Origin of the sequence: Sporosarcina sp. P13 (assembly GCF_002743055.1) — a bacterium.
In the GTDB taxonomy this organism is placed as follows: domain Bacteria; phylum Bacillota; class Bacilli; order Bacillales_A; family Planococcaceae; genus Sporosarcina.
In genome coordinates this window covers 42,008-56,584 of sequence record NZ_PDYM01000015.1, presented here as the reverse complement: position 1 = coordinate 56,584, position 14,577 = coordinate 42,008, and the positions used below count along the sequence as shown (strand labels likewise).

The following is a 14,577-nucleotide window of genomic DNA, read 5'->3' as shown; positions in this document are numbered from 1 at the left end:
ATGAGAGAAGAAAAACCAAAGGCCCCTTCTCAGGAGAAGAAGAAAATGAAAAACGGCTGGTTCTGGCCTGCCATTTATACGAGCGTCGCGCTCCTATTCATCGGCATGGTTTGGGGATACTCCGCACTGACAACGAATGATGCAACACCGTCAGAAGTCGCGAAGATCGATCAGCCTAAAGAAAATGCCACGGTAGAAACAAATGCATCTAAAGAAACACTGAAGTATCCAATTCATGAAGACCAAGTAGAGCAAGTCGCTATTTTACAAGAATTTTATGATCCCGAAGCAGATGAGTCGGTCCGTGAAAAGGCCTTGCTCGTATTCAAGCAATCTTATGTGACAAGTGAAGGTCTATCGCTTTCCATCGAAGGAGAGCCGTTTGAAGTAGTAGCGGCGATGAGTGGAACGGTAGAAGAAGTCATAGTAGATTCATTTAAAGGCACGGAGATCAAGCTGAAACACGCAGACGGTATGACGACTGTTTACGGTTCGCTAACCGGTGTAATCGTGAAAGAAGGCGATCAAGTGCAACAAGGACAAGTGCTGGCGACAACGACTCAAAATGAGTGGAATCCAGAAGCTGGTGTCCACTTGCAATTTGAAATACGTCAAGATGGCGTAGCAGTTAATCCACATGATTACTTAGCATTCTAACATAGTACGCACTAAGCCATTCCAGCCCCCCGGAATGGCTTTTTCATATGTTCCCGAGTAACCGCATACAATAAAACACCAAAAGGAGTGAAAAAGAGAAAGGAAGAGGGCGTGCACGAGCAAATTAGAAGGCGTTGCGTACGTCTAGGAAAGCTGTTAATCGAAACAAAACTGACAGTGCGCGCGTTAGCCAATGCGACCGGCTATTCTAAAAGTACGGTCCACAAAGATTTGACCGAGCGACTGCCGAATGTAGATCCCGGCCTTTCACAACAAGTCGCTGAAATTCTTGCTTATCATAAATCCATCCGCCACTTGCGCGGAGGAGAAGCCACCCGCCAGAAATGGAAAAATGAAAATCTTGCGCAAAAAGAAGATGTGAAAAGCTAGAATAAATGCAGATTATATCTCATAACTATACAGCTACTAGCAATACTGAAAAGACAGCGCTCGTGTCGCTGTCTTTTTCCGTTATGGATATGAAAGAAAGTGTATAATAGTAACCAACACCCCTACTGGAGGAATGGATGATGACAAAAAAGTATATTTTGGCACTCGATCAAGGAACGACTAGTTCACGGGCTATTTTATTTGATGCAAAAGGTGAAATCTTCCACACTGCGCAACAAGAATTTACGCAGTATTTTCCGAAGTCAGGTTGGGTAGAGCATAATGCAGATGAAATTTGGAGTTCCATTTTATCCGTCATTGCTGCGGTTATTTCGGAAAAAAACCTTTCCGCTACACAAATAGAAGCCATTGGTATTACGAACCAACGGGAAACGACAGTTGTCTGGAATAAACATACGGGAGATCCTGTGTATTCTGCGATTGTCTGGCAATCACGCCAAACAGCGGATATTTGCGAGAACTTAAAAGAAAACGGTTACAATGAGCTGTTCCGTAATAAAACAGGCTTGCTTATCGACTCGTACTTCTCAGGAACAAAAGTAAAGTGGATTTTGGATCATGTAGACGGGGCACGCGAACAGGCTGAAAACGGGGATTTACTATTCGGCACAATTGATACATGGATTATTTGGAAGCTGTCTGGAGGAAAAGCCCATGTCACGGACTATTCCAATGCTTCTAGAACGTTGATGTACAATATCCACGGGCTAAAGTGGGATGAAGAATTGTTGTCTATTTTGGACGTTCCAGCTTCTATGCTGCCAAAAGTGTGTCAGTCTTCGGAAATTTATACCCATACCGATGCCAACCACTTCTTCGGTTATGAAGCGCCGATTGCAGGCATTGCGGGTGACCAGCAAGCTGCATTGTTTGGCCAAGCTTGTTTTGAAAGTGGCATGGTGAAGAACACGTATGGTACGGGTTGTTTTATGCTCATGAATACAGGAGAAAAAGCTGTCACTTCAGAAAATGGCTTACTCACAACAATTGCTTGGGGCATCAATGGTAAAGTCGAATACGCGCTTGAAGGAAGCATTTTCGTTGCTGGATCCGCCATACAATGGCTACGAGACGGCCTACGCATGTTCCGCAACTCTTCTGACAGTGAGAGCTACGCGAAACGTGTGAAGTCAACAGAAGGAGTCTATGTCGTGCCAGCGTTCGTAGGGCTCGGTACCCCTTACTGGGACAGTGATGTCAAAGGGGCCGTATTCGGACTCACCCGTGGCACAACGAAAGAACATTTCGTACGAGCAACACTTGAGTCGCTTGCATATCAAACGAAAGATGTGCTTGATGCAATGGAAGCAGACTCTGGAATCGCGTTGAAAACATTACGTGTCGATGGCGGGGTGGTATCAAATGACTTCCTTATGCAATTCCAGGCTGACTTGTTAAACGTGCCTGTCGAGCGTTCTACAATTAATGAAACAACCGCACTCGGTGCAGCGTATTTAGCTGGGCTTGCTGTTGGGTTCTGGAAAGACTGTGAAGAAATCTCGACTCACTGGCGCTTAGATCGTCCTTTCCAACCCGATATGGAGGAAGCGACACGCGAGGAACTTTATAAGGGCTGGCAAAAAGCGATTGTAGCTACAATTGCTTTTAAATAACCATCAGCTACAAGCAAATTCAGTTGCTTGTAGCTGATGGTTTTCTTGTTATGTATAAAAACATAATCTATCGTGATGACAAACAACGACAAGTTCCGACAACCTTTACAATAAGCCAGTCGAATCATGCTGTTTAAAGTGGAAATATGATAGAATGAACAGCTAGAGAGTATAACCTGATAGGACGGATGGGGGGGCGGTCGTGATGTTTTCGAAAGATATTGGAATAGATTTAGGAACAGCTACTATACGGATATATGTAAAGGGTAGAGGGATCGTCATTAATGAACCTGCAGTCGTGGCCATTGATAAGAATACGAAGAAAAACATAGCTTTCGGACAGCAAGCATACGAAATGATTGGACGAACTTCAGAAAATATAAAAGTACTGTATCCCATGCAATATGGTTTTATAGCGGATTTTGAACTGGCGTGTGCCATGCTTAGCCATTTTCTTAATCAAATACTAGGGAAAAGTCTTTTATCTAGGCCGCGAATCGTAATTTGCTGCCCTGCCCATACAACGCGTGTTGAACAGAACGTAATACGCCAAGTAGTGGAACTATCAGGCGGTAAGCAGATTAGTATAAAGATTGAACCGAAAGTTGCGGCGATTGGTGCAGGTATAGATAGTTCTCAACCAGCAGGTCATATGATTATCGATATAGGAGCAGGTACAACAGATGCCACAGTGCTATCAATGGGCGATATTGTGTCGTTTGAGACTACCAATACGGCAGGCAAAGCGTTTGATGAACAAATTATCCAGCATATAAAAAAACATCATCATATGTATGTAGGGGAACGAACTGCGGAACAAGTGAAGAAGGACATTGGACTAGTACTTCCAAGTGATGAAAAACCTCGTGCGATAGCGATTCACGGTCGCGATTTAGGGACTGGTTTTCCTAAAACATTGATGATCACTGCAGAGGAAATCAATAAAGCACTACATCCACCGATTAGAAAAATTGTGCATACTGCTAAAACAGTAGTCGAAAAAACACCACCTGAACTTGTTACGGACATTATGGATCATGGAATTATTCTTATAGGTGGCGGTGCATTACTTCCCGGTATTGATACGTTGCTCTCAGAAGAATTGAATGCTCCTGTTTTCATCGCAAAAAATCCATTAACATGTATAGCAATTGGAACTAGTATTTTATTGGAGAAGAAAGGGACAACACCGATACACTACACGATGAGCTGACATGCAAATGAAAAGTAGTGTATAATAAGAAATGACATTCATTTTTACTAGAATAGAATGAATATGGGTACGGAATCAAAAGGAGTGAAATGAAATGTTTCGTGGTTTTTACACAGTAGGATCGGGCATGATTGCACAGCAACGCCGGACGGAGATGCTCTCAAATAATATAGCTAACGCTAACACACCTGGCTATAAGGCAGAGCAATCTTCTATTCGGTCGTTTACTGAAATGTTCATGTCTCGTTTAGATGCAACGCGCATACCAACGGAAAAAGGATTGAACTTCAGAGGACTTACTCCGGTTGGTGAACTGTCAACAGGTGTCTACATGCAGGAAACACTGCCGCAATTTTCTCAAGGTCAATTACGAGAAACTGAATTGAAGACAGACGTAGCATTAATTGACGGACCAATGGACGTCAATGAAGAGACTGGTATTGCAGGGACTGTATTCTTTACACTCGCAGGCGAAAACGGCGATCCATACTATACGCGAAACGGAAATTTCATCGTTAATGCGGAAGGCTTTTTAACGAATCCATCCGGTCTATTTGTTTTAGATACAGCAGGTAATCGAATCGAACTTCCGAATGATGATATTCGAATTACACAAGAGGGTGTCGTCTTTTCAGGAGATCAACAAACTGCCACACTGGGCATTGCGTACTCCGATGAACCAAATAGACTCCTCAAGCGGGATAACGGGCTGTTCAGTACAGTAGACGGACAAGCGCTACCGATGGGTGGTCGCTACTCCATGAAACAAGGGTACCTAGAAGATTCCAATGTAGACGCAGCGCGTACGATGACCGATATGCTGACAGCGTACCGAGCATTCGAAGCGAACCAGAAAGTTCTGCAAGCCTACGATCGTAGCATGGAAAAAGCGGTCAATGAAGTAGGGCGTGTCAATTGATGAATACATATAGCTTACAGCACGAAAGGAGTCAGCTTTGATGATTCGTACGATGACAACTGCTGTGAACACGATGAACCAACTACAGCATCGACTAGATTTAATCGGCAATAATTTATCCAATTCCGCAACCCATGGGTATAAAGCGACCAGTGCAAATTTCCAAGAACTGCTATACCAGCAGATGAACAATGACAAAGCAGATCAAGCCCCTCGTCACTCAGAAGACGGGATTCGCATAGGTACGGGTTCACGAATTGGCAGTCTGCAAATGAATTGGAAGATCGGAGCTGTCCAATTGACAGATCGCCCACTCGACTTTGCATTGACAGCACCGAAACAACATTTTAATTTTATCCAGACGACTGACGGTGGCGACGAAATTATTTATTCGCGAAAAGGAAATTTCTATATCTCCCCGACAGCGAACGGTCAAAATATGCTAGTTAATGAAGAAGGATTACCTGTAGCGGATAGCGCAGGCCGTCCAATCATCTTTGCTGGCGATGCAACAAGTTACCACGTCCAACCGAACGGCGTACTTGAAGTTACGCATCCGGGGGGAACTCAACAGTTTGAGTTAGGTATCACCGTACTAGAAAAGCCAGACTCTATGGTTCAGCTGTCTAGCACAAACTTCGGTCTACCTGAAGATATGGCGGCACTTGGAATTGCAGCCAATGATTTATTAACGGAGATGACAGGTGCAGGTCGTAGTGAAATCGCTTTGCAAAACCAGGCACTCGAAACGTCCAATGTTCAATATGAAAAAGAATTGACAGATTTAATCGCTACGCAACGGGCTTACCAATTTAATGCACGCTCCGTTACACTAGCAGATCAAATGCTTGGCTTGATCAACGGCATCCGCTAAGCGTGCACTAGGAGTACTGACTATGACAGATGAAAATCGTAAAATTGAAAAAGAACCTATAGCAACACCAAACGAACCAATTACAAACACTACGGAAGCATCAGAGCCTATCTCAGGGACTGTAGAAGAAACACCTGCTACCGTTTCGGACGCGCCTAATCCTCCAGAGGTGGTAGAAGAAGCGCCCCTTGAAAACACGCCTGAATCACCAGAACTTGTAGAAGTTACAGCGACAAATTCACAACAAGAAGCTGAATCCACCGAAACAATAGAAGAAATTGATTCGCCGGAAGAGGGGGCTGAAGTAACTGAAGTAACTGAAGTAACTGAAGTAACTGAAGCGACTGAGGTAACTGAAGCACCAGAAGCACCAGAAGCACCAGAAGCACCAGAAGCACCAGAAGCAACTGAAGCAAATGAAGCCACTGAAACAGTAGATACAACAAGTCAAGATGAACAGCAAGAGCCTGTTGCGGTCGGCAAAAAAACTAGACGTTGGCGCAAAGAGGAAATTGAAAAATCCGCCAGTGAAGTAAAATGGGTGCAAGTTCGCCTAATTCCTATTTGGTTACGTCTGCTCATCTTGCTCGTTCTCATAGCCATAGCCGCTGTACTAGGAGCAATCGTTGGTTTCAGCGTCATTGGTGACGGCTCGGCAGGTGACGTATTCCAAAAAGAAACGTGGCAGCATATATTTGATATTATGAATGGTAAGTAATTATAGTAAAGACATACTCGAATGAAGGAGACCAATTCCCATGCTAAACGCACAACAAATCCAAGAAATTATTCCACATCGTTATCCTTTCTTATTAGTCGATCGTATCGAAGAATTAGAAGAAGGCAAACGCGCAGTTGGACTCAAAAATGTTACGATTAATGAAGAATTTTTCAATGGTCACTTCCCGGGTTATCCGGTCATGCCAGGCGTACTCATCGTCGAAGCATTGGCGCAAGTTGGCGCAGTCGCTTTATTGAAACAAGAAGAAAACAAAGGTCGTCTGGCATTTTTCGCTGGCATCGACAACTGTCGTTTCAAGCGCCAAGTTACACCAGGCGACACGCTTCGTCTAGAGGTGGACATCGTTCGCTGGCGCGGATCCATCGGTAAAGGAAAAGCAATCGCAACAGTTGCCGGTGAAATCGCTTGTGAAACTGAAATCACATTTGCGCTTGGCCCCGTTCAAGAACAGTAAAATCATTTTGCAATACGTCAAAAAATCGATATAAAGGACATTGCAATGCCCTATTCGGCATACAGTGGGAGGTTACAAAGAGCATGCTTAAGGAGCTTTCTCCGAATATTAAAAGTAGTATTACTCGCTCTATTTCGCAATCGTTTGAACAATATATGAACGAAATTGGTTGGTCTGTAGAGCAATACAATATAGAACAATTTTATGCGAATTGGCGCGAATACATTACGACTAAAGCGCTTTGGTACGATAATATTCCTGATGAAATCATAACATCTTCAGAATTCCATAAAGACTTGGCTCAACGGGTAGAGGAAGTACTTGTTCGTATCCTCAATGATCCACCGACAGAAGAGCAGATTGCCCAAATCGAAATTCTTCAAGAAAAGCTCAATACGTATTATGAATATGGCTGTAAAGCAGAAGCTGTATACGTTCAAAACGTATTAGAAGCAAAAGCGAACCAGTTAAAATAATGATATGAATAGTTCCTTCCTTTTCGCACAAGCTAACAAAGATCGTACGGTTCAGTATGATTGACAGCTTGCAAAAAAGGAGGGAATTTTTTTATGATCAGAAAAGCATTACCCGTAGTCTTCGCATCCGCACTCGTTCTAACCGCGTGTAATACAGACAAAGGCGCTCTTCCAGATAATAACGAAACGCCTATGCAAGAACTGGAAAGAGATTTAACGCCTAATGAACGTGTAGGGCCGGATCTTGACGGCTTAGATGACAATAAGCGTGACAATGGCGGCGTGATGGATCGTGAAGGCATCATCGAGGAAAACAATCGTGATCGGATAGACAACAATCGCGACGGTCTCCTTGACGATGGCTTAGATAATCGTGGTGCACTCGACGACAATACGATGCAAGGAGAAATGAACGGCAACGAAACAGCTCCTGACGGTGTTCTACGCGACGAAGATCGTAAAGTCCGATAAGTAGCCAGCTGTCAAAAACGACCCTTGCATTGCACGCAAGGGTCGTTTTTTGATGTGTGTATTTTCTTGTGAAAAATGTTTCTCTTGTCATAGAAGTGACACCCGCGCTTATAGCTTCCGTCCGCGCGCTCATAGAATTGCCATCCGCGCTCATAGCTTCCGCCCGCGCGCTCATAGAATTGCCTCCCACGCTCATAGCTTCCTCCCGCGCGCTCATAGAAGTGCCTCCCGCGCTCATAGCTCTCGTCCGCGCGCTCATAGAACCGTCACCCGCGCTCATAGCTTCCGCCCACGCGCTCATAGAACCGTCACCCGCGCTCATAGCTTCCGCCCGCGCGCTCATAGAACCGTCACCCGCGCTCATAGCCCCCGCCCGCGCGCTCATAGAATTGCCATCCGCGCTCATAGCCCTCGTCCGCGCGCTCATAGAACCGTCACCCGCGCTCATAGCCCTCGTCCGCGCGCTCATAGCCCCGTCACCCGCGCTCATAGCCCCCGCCCGCGCGCTCATAGAACCGTCACCCGCGCTCATAGCCCCCGCCCGCGCGCTCATAGAACCGTCACCCGCGCTCATAGCTTCCGTCCGCGCGCTCATAGAATTGCCACCCGCGCTCATAGCCCTCGTCCGCGCGCTCATAAACCCCGCCCACGCGCTCATAACCAACTTCAGCCAACAATAAAAAAAGCCACCACAACAAGGAGGTAGCTCACATCTTAGGTTTCTCATCCGCAATAAAATCACGCTTCAACTTCGGTCGATCCCACATACCGGTCTCAAAACGCTCAAGCAAGGCATCGCCGGCTAATCCTTCATCCAGCAGCTCTTCTAACAAATGCTCTGCGTACTTAGAACGCGCACGCTTCAGTCGTCCCTTCATCAAGACGGAGATTCGGTCGCCGATTTGTCGCCAATCTTCCACAGAAACTATGAATGAAGCAGGCTCGTTACCAGGATACGAAATAACTACGCGAACGGTCAGAACTGTCTTTTCAGCCTTCCAATTCTCCATAACATCCTTATACTTTGCATCAATAAAAAGCTCTAATACCCAAAGTCTATGGCTGTTTTCCTGATTAATAATAATCCCATCATATAGAGGAAATGGCAAAACACCCTCGTCTTGCATCACTTCCACCGAAAGCATCTTAAACGTCTTCAATTCAATCACCTCGGTACAATTTACACAAGTATAGCATAAAAAATGTAGAACACCTGAAAATTCAAAAATGCACACTTGTCAAATCATCCAAAACATTGTCATATCGCGAAAAACCAAAAAATGCTTCAAATGAAAATTGAAAAACGACCCCGAAAACGCTAGCAAAATTCAATTTTGCCACTTTGCGAGAAATCCACTTCTGTCATACGATAGTGTCAATCCAAAGAAGGGAGGGACAACTTGTGAATCAAGTGGCTTTAGTAGGACGCATCACCAAAGATCTTGCGCTCAAGGAGCATTCATCAGGACGTGTTAACACCACATTCGTCCTCGCAATCAACCGTAGCTTCAAAAATGCCAATGGAGAAGTAGCAACCGATTTTGTCTTATGCTCTGTCTGGGGAAGAACCGCTGAAAATTTGGTTCGCCATTGTGGCAAAGGATCGCTCGTAGGAGTTAGCGGCAGTATTCAGACACGTAACTACGAACGCGACGATCGAACGAAAGTCTATGTCACAGAAGTGGTGTGCGATGAAATTCGTTTCTTATCCTCGAAACCATCAAGATTCAACAACTCTGAAGTGAAAGCGCCTTCATCTACAGGGTCCGAACGTTTTGAAGAAGTAAAGCCGACAGAACAAGCACTTCCTATTTTCTAAAAAAGAAATCTGAAAGGGGAGGAAGCACAGGCAAACCCGCCACAGCACAACCGCTACTGATCAATTCCTGACAAGAGTAGCAAATCAAGCACAAAAAACAGAACGACACTACAAGCATATTCGCCAATTAACAATGTGTCATGAGGGAGGGGACCTTCGTGGCGCAAAGCATAGGAACTGAAATTACGCCAACTTATCCGTCGCTCATCCATTTGGAGACCACTTCCAAAGAGCTGGCGGAATACATAAAACGATCCTTGAAAGGAGGAATGCCTATGCCAAGAAACGAGCCCCCATTCAAACTTCCTAATACTTCAGCTGCCCAAACGACGCATCAGGAAGACATTCAACGACTAGAAAGCCAAGTTGGCCAACTCGTACGTATCATCGCCAACTTGAACGAACGCCTGAATTACCTTGAAACGATAAAAACCAATCCCTTTTTGCTGCCAACCTATCCAAAACGAACGTAAAAAAAGACCTGCATCCTTGTAAGATGCAAGCCTAGTAGTTAATTAAACGTCAACAGCTCATCTAGCTCTCGATCATTCAATTCAGTTAGCCACTGACTCGAATGAATCAAATCAGCCGATAGTGCCGCTTTCTCTACCAACATTTTATCAATCTTTTCCTCAATCGTTCCAACGGTTACAAACTTATGCACATGCACAAACTTCGTCTGCCCAATACGATACGCACGGTCCGTTGCTTGGTTCTCCACAGCCGGATTCCACCAACGGTCCGCGTGCAAAACATGATTCGCTTGCGTCAAATTTAATCCCGTACCGCCAGCTTTTAAAGACAGAATGAAAATCGGGAACTCTCCATTTTGGAAAGCCTCCACCAACGCATCACGCTGCCCCTTCGGCATGCTGCCCGTCAAGAACGGCACATCAATTCCGTGCAACTCCGACAAGCACTGGCGCAGCATTTGCCCCATACCGATATACTGCGTGAAAATCAAGCATTGCTCCCCATTCGCTGCAATCTCTGCTGCCATCGAAACGATTCGCGCTGTTTTATTCGAACGCTTCGTTAACTCAGTGGCAGGGGCTTGCGGCTCCTTCAAGAACAGTGCTGGATGATTACAGAGCTGTTTCAAACGGCTTAACATTTTCAAAATCAAGCCTTTTCGTTCAAAACCAGTAAGCGTCTCAAGCTTGAACTTCGTCTCAGAAACAAAGCTTTCATAGAGTGCTGCTTGTTCGGTCGTTAGCGGTACATATTCATTTTGCTCTAGCTTTTCCGGTAAATTTAAACGCAATGCCGGATCATTCTTCGTACGTCGCATCATGAATGGTTGGATGCGAGAACGCAATTTACGTTTCTCCGCTTCCAAGTCATCACGCTCAATCGGCACGATAAACTCTTCATTAAACTTACGGAAACTGCCCAAATACCCTTTGTGAATGAAATCAAAAATTGCCCAAAGCTCAGACAAACGATTTTCAATAGGTGTTCCTGTCAACGCAATATGATGAATTCCACGAAGTTTACGGATCGCACGTGACTGCTTCGTTTGCAAGTTCTTAATATTTTGTGCTTCATCAATCGTCACGTTCGCGAAGGTATAGTTTGAAAGCATCTCACCGTCTTGTGTCGCAGTGCCATACGTTGTCAAGATAATATCCGCTTCACGTTTCGTAATAATTGATTCAAACTGCTCTTCACGTGCGCGATTCGTTCCGTAATGCACATGTACTCGTAAAGAAGGCGCAAAACGCTCGAGCTCCTTCTGCCAGTTACCCATCACACTCGTCGGACAAATGATTAGTGAAGGCGTATCCGTTTCCGGTAAATTATGCACATACAATAAATACGTAATGAGCTGCACCGTCTTCCCGAGCCCCATATCATCCGCAAGACACGCCCCGAAATTATTATCCCGCATGAAATGAAGCCACTCAAAACCTTCTTGCTGATACGGTCGCAACTCTGCGTTCAAACTAGTGGGTACTGGAACAGTCGGTAAACCTTTCTTCTCTTGAAGCATCGTCATCACTTTACGTAACGACTGCTGCATCGAAAACGCCATCAGTGGATCGTCTTCTTCCTCTTCATCGAGGATGGGGGCGATCTCCTCCGGTACTTCATGGAATAGCAAATCTTTCACGGTCCATTCGCCATCGTCTACTTGCTCCATCAACTCGCGAATTCGCTTAAGCCAAGCAGGATCCAAGTGGAACCATTCATCGCCCGCACGAATATATTCACGATTTTCATCGACCATTTGCTGGAATTGTGCACGATCAATCTTTTCTCCAGCGAGTGAAAATTGCCAATCAAATGAAAGTACTTGATCGAGACTTGCAGACGAACGATACGATTGCATACCGGCAGATGTTTTGATTTTCAGCTTCGTCTCCGTTACGGACTTCAGCCAAGCCGGTAAAATGACCGGATAATCGAATGCCTGACAAAGCGGCAGATCTTCCTGAATGAAAATACGCACTTGTGCATCATTGAGTGATTCATGGATGAACTGATTATTTTTAGGTAACTCCACGGAACGGAAAATCCCAATCATCTCCGCTTGTCGATTGGCAATGTCTTGTGCAAACGGCTTTCGCTTCGCAGGTAATGCATCTTCAATAGAATCTGTAATTTTACGAATAGCCGGCGACCACTGGGCACCACGCTCGCTAATTAGCACGGTCTCAAGCAGCCAATCGGTCTCGTCAATTTCAGGTTCCGTCAAGCGCAGTGCCACACGAAACGGTAACTTAGTCGTTTCACTATGCGGCCAACCATATTGCTTGAAGTGGGGGAGTAATGTAGGGAAATCAGCCATCGAAACACCAAGAGTAGCCAGTTGCCCACGAACCGCTAGCGATACATAACGCCCAGCTCGCTCAGATAAACCTGTCTCTTCTACATCGAACGATAATCCTTGATCGGTTGCCTGAATATAGGAGAATAACGCAGGGTCTTGCCAAAGCTTTGCTGCTTCACGAATCCCTGTTAAAATCTCTTGATCCTCTGCTGTTGCGCCCGCATAGTGAACGTACGGGTGATTAGTAGAAGAAAATAACCGCAATAGATCGTCAATCGAGACATCGAGCCAGTTGTCACGTTGAGGCACAAGCATGCCATACATCGTCTGTTCATCCGAATAAAATAGATAGGACACGAGCATATCAGCATCAATTGCTTTCTTTTCACCTGCGACAGCGGCAGAAACGAGAAATGCCCCATCCTGTCCTTCGTTTAACGTTACATTCAAGGCGAGTTGCAAGATGTTCGAATCGGTCATAGCAGCAAGTTTCCTTTCTCCATTTCTTCCATCAGTGCACGCAGGCGGGGGAATTGCTGGCGGACTGTATTGACATAACGGTTCCAAAATTCATTGCGACCATCGCGTTTGGCGGCGGTTTTCATCTGTTTCCATAAGCGAACTGCCCGTCGGTAACTGTCGCGATTTTTCTCTTTCACCAATTTCAATGCTTCGGCGTGCATGAGCGGGAATACAGCTTGCGCATCTTCTGCTAACGCCGTCTTTAAAAGCGAACCGTCAATCATATCGACAGAACCGCGCGTCAAGTGCATAAGCGCAGCCCATTCTTCATAACGACTGCGTTCAAAAAGAAACTTGCCGTACGCACGGCTCGCTTCCGCACCATATGATTGAAATAGCTGATCGCGCTGCTCTTCAGATACATCAGATAACGCAAGCAATTCATCGATATCTTCTGCAAAAGCCGAGCGATTACGTGAAGCAAGCTGTTGATAATAGTCGGCTAGATGAGGAAGCAACTGTAGCATGATGGATTGTACGATATCGAAATCTTCATCCTCTTTCGCATACATCGCAAAAGACAACCACTGCGGCACGGCAGTCGGATCAAGTGAATCTAGTTCGTGATCCAGCTCATCGAAACGTCCTGACGTCAAATATAAAAACGCACGGAATAACGGCGCGTCGTTAGCAGTGTCTTGTTGTAAGCGTTCAAGCTCTTGTGTCAGTTCTGCTTCCTCTACATATAATTCAGTATAAACCAATCGGAACGCTTCAAAACGCTTCGAAAATAATCCTTCTTCTTCCACTGCGAATGAATGAATCAAATCCTTTAACTTTGTATGGAACGCATCCGTTTCAAATAACTTGGACTTTGAACTTAATTGTTTAATGCCTGCTTTTAATGCAGATAACTGTTCGTTGAGCCATATTGTCAGCTGCCACTTGCCGTAATGATAGGAATCATTTGAAGCTAACTCACTCCGCAAAAAGGGCCAAGCCGCCCGTAATAACGTCAGCTGATAATACAGCGAAAATAGCGGCTTCCATTCCCATTCAAATGGAGAAAGCCGCGTCTTTTGCTGTTCAATTTTAGAAGCGTAATGCAAAAATCCAGTCGGCCCATCTTTATGATCCAATTCGGAAAGCGGTTGGACTAACACGGATAGTGCCGTAATCCAGGCTTCCGGCGTACGCTCCGAAATTGACAGCTGCGTCTGTACCGTGCCTGCTTGTCGCCAATTATGCAACCAATCAGACAGCGAATGAAATTGTGAATACAAATGGAATACGACTGCAATTTGATGTGCACACCAACGATCGTTCAAGCATGTGCAGTACGGTTCCATCGATTGGAAAGACAGTCGCGCGAACTCGGACTCCGTTCCCGAAATATTAGCCATTATAGATTGTTCACTTTCTGTATAGCGGTAAGCACCAATCGCATTCATTCGAACGAGTGAAGCTGCCTTACGCACAATGTCCGCTTGCTGTTGAATCGACGGTTGAAATGTATGTTTAATATGGTTCATGAACTCTTCTATTTCACGTTCGTGCAAATTAGCTATTCGTTCGATCGTCATTTGCATCGAATCAACTCCTTCATAAGCATTCTTTCCATTATACCGTGATTTACAGTTCATTACCACTGCTGAGGAAGGCAAAAGAAGATTCTGATGTAGTTACATAATTG

General features: G+C 45.1%; 16 protein-coding genes. 13 read left to right on the top strand and 3 right to left on the bottom strand.

Annotation, left to right across the window (positions count from 1 at the left end; all coding sequences use genetic code 11):
* The 11 genes from CSV79_RS08950 to CSV79_RS08900 all read left to right on the top strand — a co-directional run bounded on the left by CSV79_RS08950 (position 1) and on the right by CSV79_RS08900 (position 8,510).
* Positions 1 to 657 carry a M23 family metallopeptidase gene (locus tag CSV79_RS08950; protein WP_233201408.1) on the top strand — a complete coding sequence of 219 codons (657 nt, stop codon included), beginning with the start codon at positions 1 to 3 and terminating at the stop codon, positions 655 to 657.
* A 111-nt stretch (positions 658 to 768) separates the two neighbouring features.
* Positions 769 to 1,047, top strand: coding sequence for a sporulation transcriptional regulator SpoIIID (locus CSV79_RS08945; protein WP_099688705.1), 279 nt, complete (start codon positions 769 to 771; stop codon positions 1,045 to 1,047).
* A 137-nt stretch (positions 1,048 to 1,184) separates the two neighbouring features.
* Positions 1,185 to 2,681 carry a glycerol kinase GlpK gene (gene glpK / locus CSV79_RS08940; protein WP_199171897.1) on the top strand — a complete coding sequence of 499 codons (1,497 nt, stop codon included), beginning with the start codon at positions 1,185 to 1,187 and terminating at the stop codon, positions 2,679 to 2,681.
* Between the two features lie 205 nt (positions 2,682 to 2,886).
* Positions 2,887 to 3,894, top strand: a complete 1,008-nt coding sequence (gene mreB / locus CSV79_RS08935; protein ID WP_099688703.1) for a rod shape-determining protein — start codon at positions 2,887 to 2,889, stop codon at positions 3,892 to 3,894.
* Between the two features lie 94 nt (positions 3,895 to 3,988).
* Positions 3,989 to 4,813: a flagellar hook-basal body protein gene (locus CSV79_RS08930; protein WP_099688702.1), complete on the top strand. Its 825-nt coding sequence runs from the start codon at positions 3,989 to 3,991 to the stop codon at positions 4,811 to 4,813.
* 40 nt (positions 4,814 to 4,853) lie between these two features.
* Positions 4,854 to 5,687 (top strand): flagellar hook-basal body protein, encoded by an 834-nt coding sequence (locus tag CSV79_RS08925; protein WP_099688701.1) that lies wholly within the window; start codon positions 4,854 to 4,856, stop codon positions 5,685 to 5,687.
* A gap of 22 nt (positions 5,688 to 5,709) precedes the next feature.
* Positions 5,710 to 6,405, top strand: coding sequence for a DNA-directed RNA polymerase subunit beta (locus tag CSV79_RS08920; RefSeq protein WP_099688700.1), 696 nt, complete (start codon positions 5,710 to 5,712; stop codon positions 6,403 to 6,405).
* Positions 6,406 to 6,445: 40 nt separating this feature from the next.
* Positions 6,446 to 6,883 (top strand): 3-hydroxyacyl-ACP dehydratase FabZ, encoded by a 438-nt coding sequence (gene fabZ / locus CSV79_RS08915; protein ID WP_099688699.1) that lies wholly within the window; start codon positions 6,446 to 6,448, stop codon positions 6,881 to 6,883.
* A gap of 83 nt (positions 6,884 to 6,966) precedes the next feature.
* On the top strand, positions 6,967 to 7,359 hold the full coding sequence (locus CSV79_RS08910) for a hypothetical protein (protein ID WP_099688698.1): 393 nt from the start codon (positions 6,967 to 6,969) through the stop codon (positions 7,357 to 7,359).
* A 93-nt stretch (positions 7,360 to 7,452) separates the two neighbouring features.
* A complete protein-coding gene (locus CSV79_RS08905) occupies positions 7,453 to 7,830 on the top strand; it encodes a hypothetical protein (RefSeq protein WP_099688697.1) in 378 nt (125 codons plus the stop codon).
* A gap of 68 nt (positions 7,831 to 7,898) precedes the next feature.
* The gene (locus CSV79_RS08900) at positions 7,899 to 8,510 is read left to right on the top strand and encodes a ribosomal eL19 family protein (RefSeq protein ID WP_143560554.1); all 612 of its coding nucleotides are present in this window, start codon (positions 7,899 to 7,901) and stop codon (positions 8,508 to 8,510) included.
* A gap of 27 nt (positions 8,511 to 8,537) precedes the next feature.
* On the opposite strand, the gene CSV79_RS08895 is transcribed toward CSV79_RS08900, so the two are convergent.
* Positions 8,538 to 8,990 carry a YwpF family protein gene (locus CSV79_RS08895; RefSeq protein WP_099688695.1) on the bottom strand — a complete coding sequence of 151 codons (453 nt, stop codon included), beginning with the start codon at positions 8,988 to 8,990 and terminating at the stop codon, positions 8,538 to 8,540.
* Positions 8,991 to 9,232: 242 nt separating this feature from the next.
* Here CSV79_RS08895 and CSV79_RS08890 point away from each other — a divergent pair, with 242 nt between their 5' ends.
* Positions 9,233 to 9,649, top strand: coding sequence for a single-stranded DNA-binding protein (locus CSV79_RS08890; RefSeq protein WP_099688694.1), 417 nt, complete (start codon positions 9,233 to 9,235; stop codon positions 9,647 to 9,649).
* 275 nt (positions 9,650 to 9,924) lie between these two features.
* Positions 9,925 to 10,122: a hypothetical protein gene (locus CSV79_RS16600; RefSeq protein WP_143560553.1), complete on the top strand. Its 198-nt coding sequence runs from the start codon at positions 9,925 to 9,927 to the stop codon at positions 10,120 to 10,122.
* Positions 10,123 to 10,160: 38 nt separating this feature from the next.
* On the opposite strand, the gene CSV79_RS08880 is transcribed toward CSV79_RS16600, so the two are convergent.
* Both CSV79_RS08880 and CSV79_RS08875 read right to left on the bottom strand, forming a co-directional pair.
* On the bottom strand, positions 10,161 to 12,902 hold the full coding sequence (locus CSV79_RS08880; protein WP_099688692.1) for a DEAD/DEAH box helicase: 2,742 nt from the start codon (positions 12,900 to 12,902) through the stop codon (positions 10,161 to 10,163).
* Positions 12,899 to 14,473: a hypothetical protein gene (locus CSV79_RS08875; RefSeq protein WP_099688691.1), complete on the bottom strand. Its 1,575-nt coding sequence runs from the start codon at positions 14,471 to 14,473 to the stop codon at positions 12,899 to 12,901. Before CSV79_RS08875 ends, CSV79_RS08880 begins: the two co-directional genes overlap by 4 nt.
* Positions 14,474 to 14,577 lie beyond the last annotated feature (104 nt).

Excerpts from the sequence above, each read along its gene's own strand:
- CSV79_RS16600 (WP_143560553.1), top strand. The coding sequence starts at position 9,925 with ATGCCAAGAAACGAGCCCCCATTCAAACTTCCTAATACTTCAGCTGCC.
- CSV79_RS08925 (WP_099688701.1), top strand. The coding sequence starts at position 4,854 with ATGATTCGTACGATGACAACTGCTGTGAACACGATGAACCAACTACAG.
- CSV79_RS08905 (WP_099688697.1), top strand. The coding sequence starts at position 7,453 with ATGATCAGAAAAGCATTACCCGTAGTCTTCGCATCCGCACTCGTTCTA.
- CSV79_RS08910 (WP_099688698.1), top strand. The coding sequence starts at position 6,967 with ATGCTTAAGGAGCTTTCTCCGAATATTAAAAGTAGTATTACTCGCTCT.
- fabZ (WP_099688699.1), top strand. The coding sequence starts at position 6,446 with ATGCTAAACGCACAACAAATCCAAGAAATTATTCCACATCGTTATCCT.
- CSV79_RS08930 (WP_099688702.1), top strand. The coding sequence starts at position 3,989 with ATGTTTCGTGGTTTTTACACAGTAGGATCGGGCATGATTGCACAGCAA.
- mreB (WP_099688703.1), top strand. The coding sequence starts at position 2,887 with ATGTTTTCGAAAGATATTGGAATAGATTTAGGAACAGCTACTATACGG.
- CSV79_RS08920 (WP_099688700.1), top strand. The coding sequence starts at position 5,710 with ATGACAGATGAAAATCGTAAAATTGAAAAAGAACCTATAGCAACACCA.
- CSV79_RS08880 (WP_099688692.1), bottom strand. The coding sequence starts at position 12,902 with ATGACCGATTCGAACATCTTGCAACTCGCCTTGAATGTAACGTTAAAC.
- glpK (WP_199171897.1), top strand. The coding sequence starts at position 1,185 with ATGATGACAAAAAAGTATATTTTGGCACTCGATCAAGGAACGACTAGT.
- CSV79_RS08875 (WP_099688691.1), bottom strand. The coding sequence starts at position 14,473 with ATGCAAATGACGATCGAACGAATAGCTAATTTGCACGAACGTGAAATA.
- CSV79_RS08950 (WP_233201408.1), top strand. The coding sequence starts at position 1 with ATGAGAGAAGAAAAACCAAAGGCCCCTTCTCAGGAGAAGAAGAAAATG.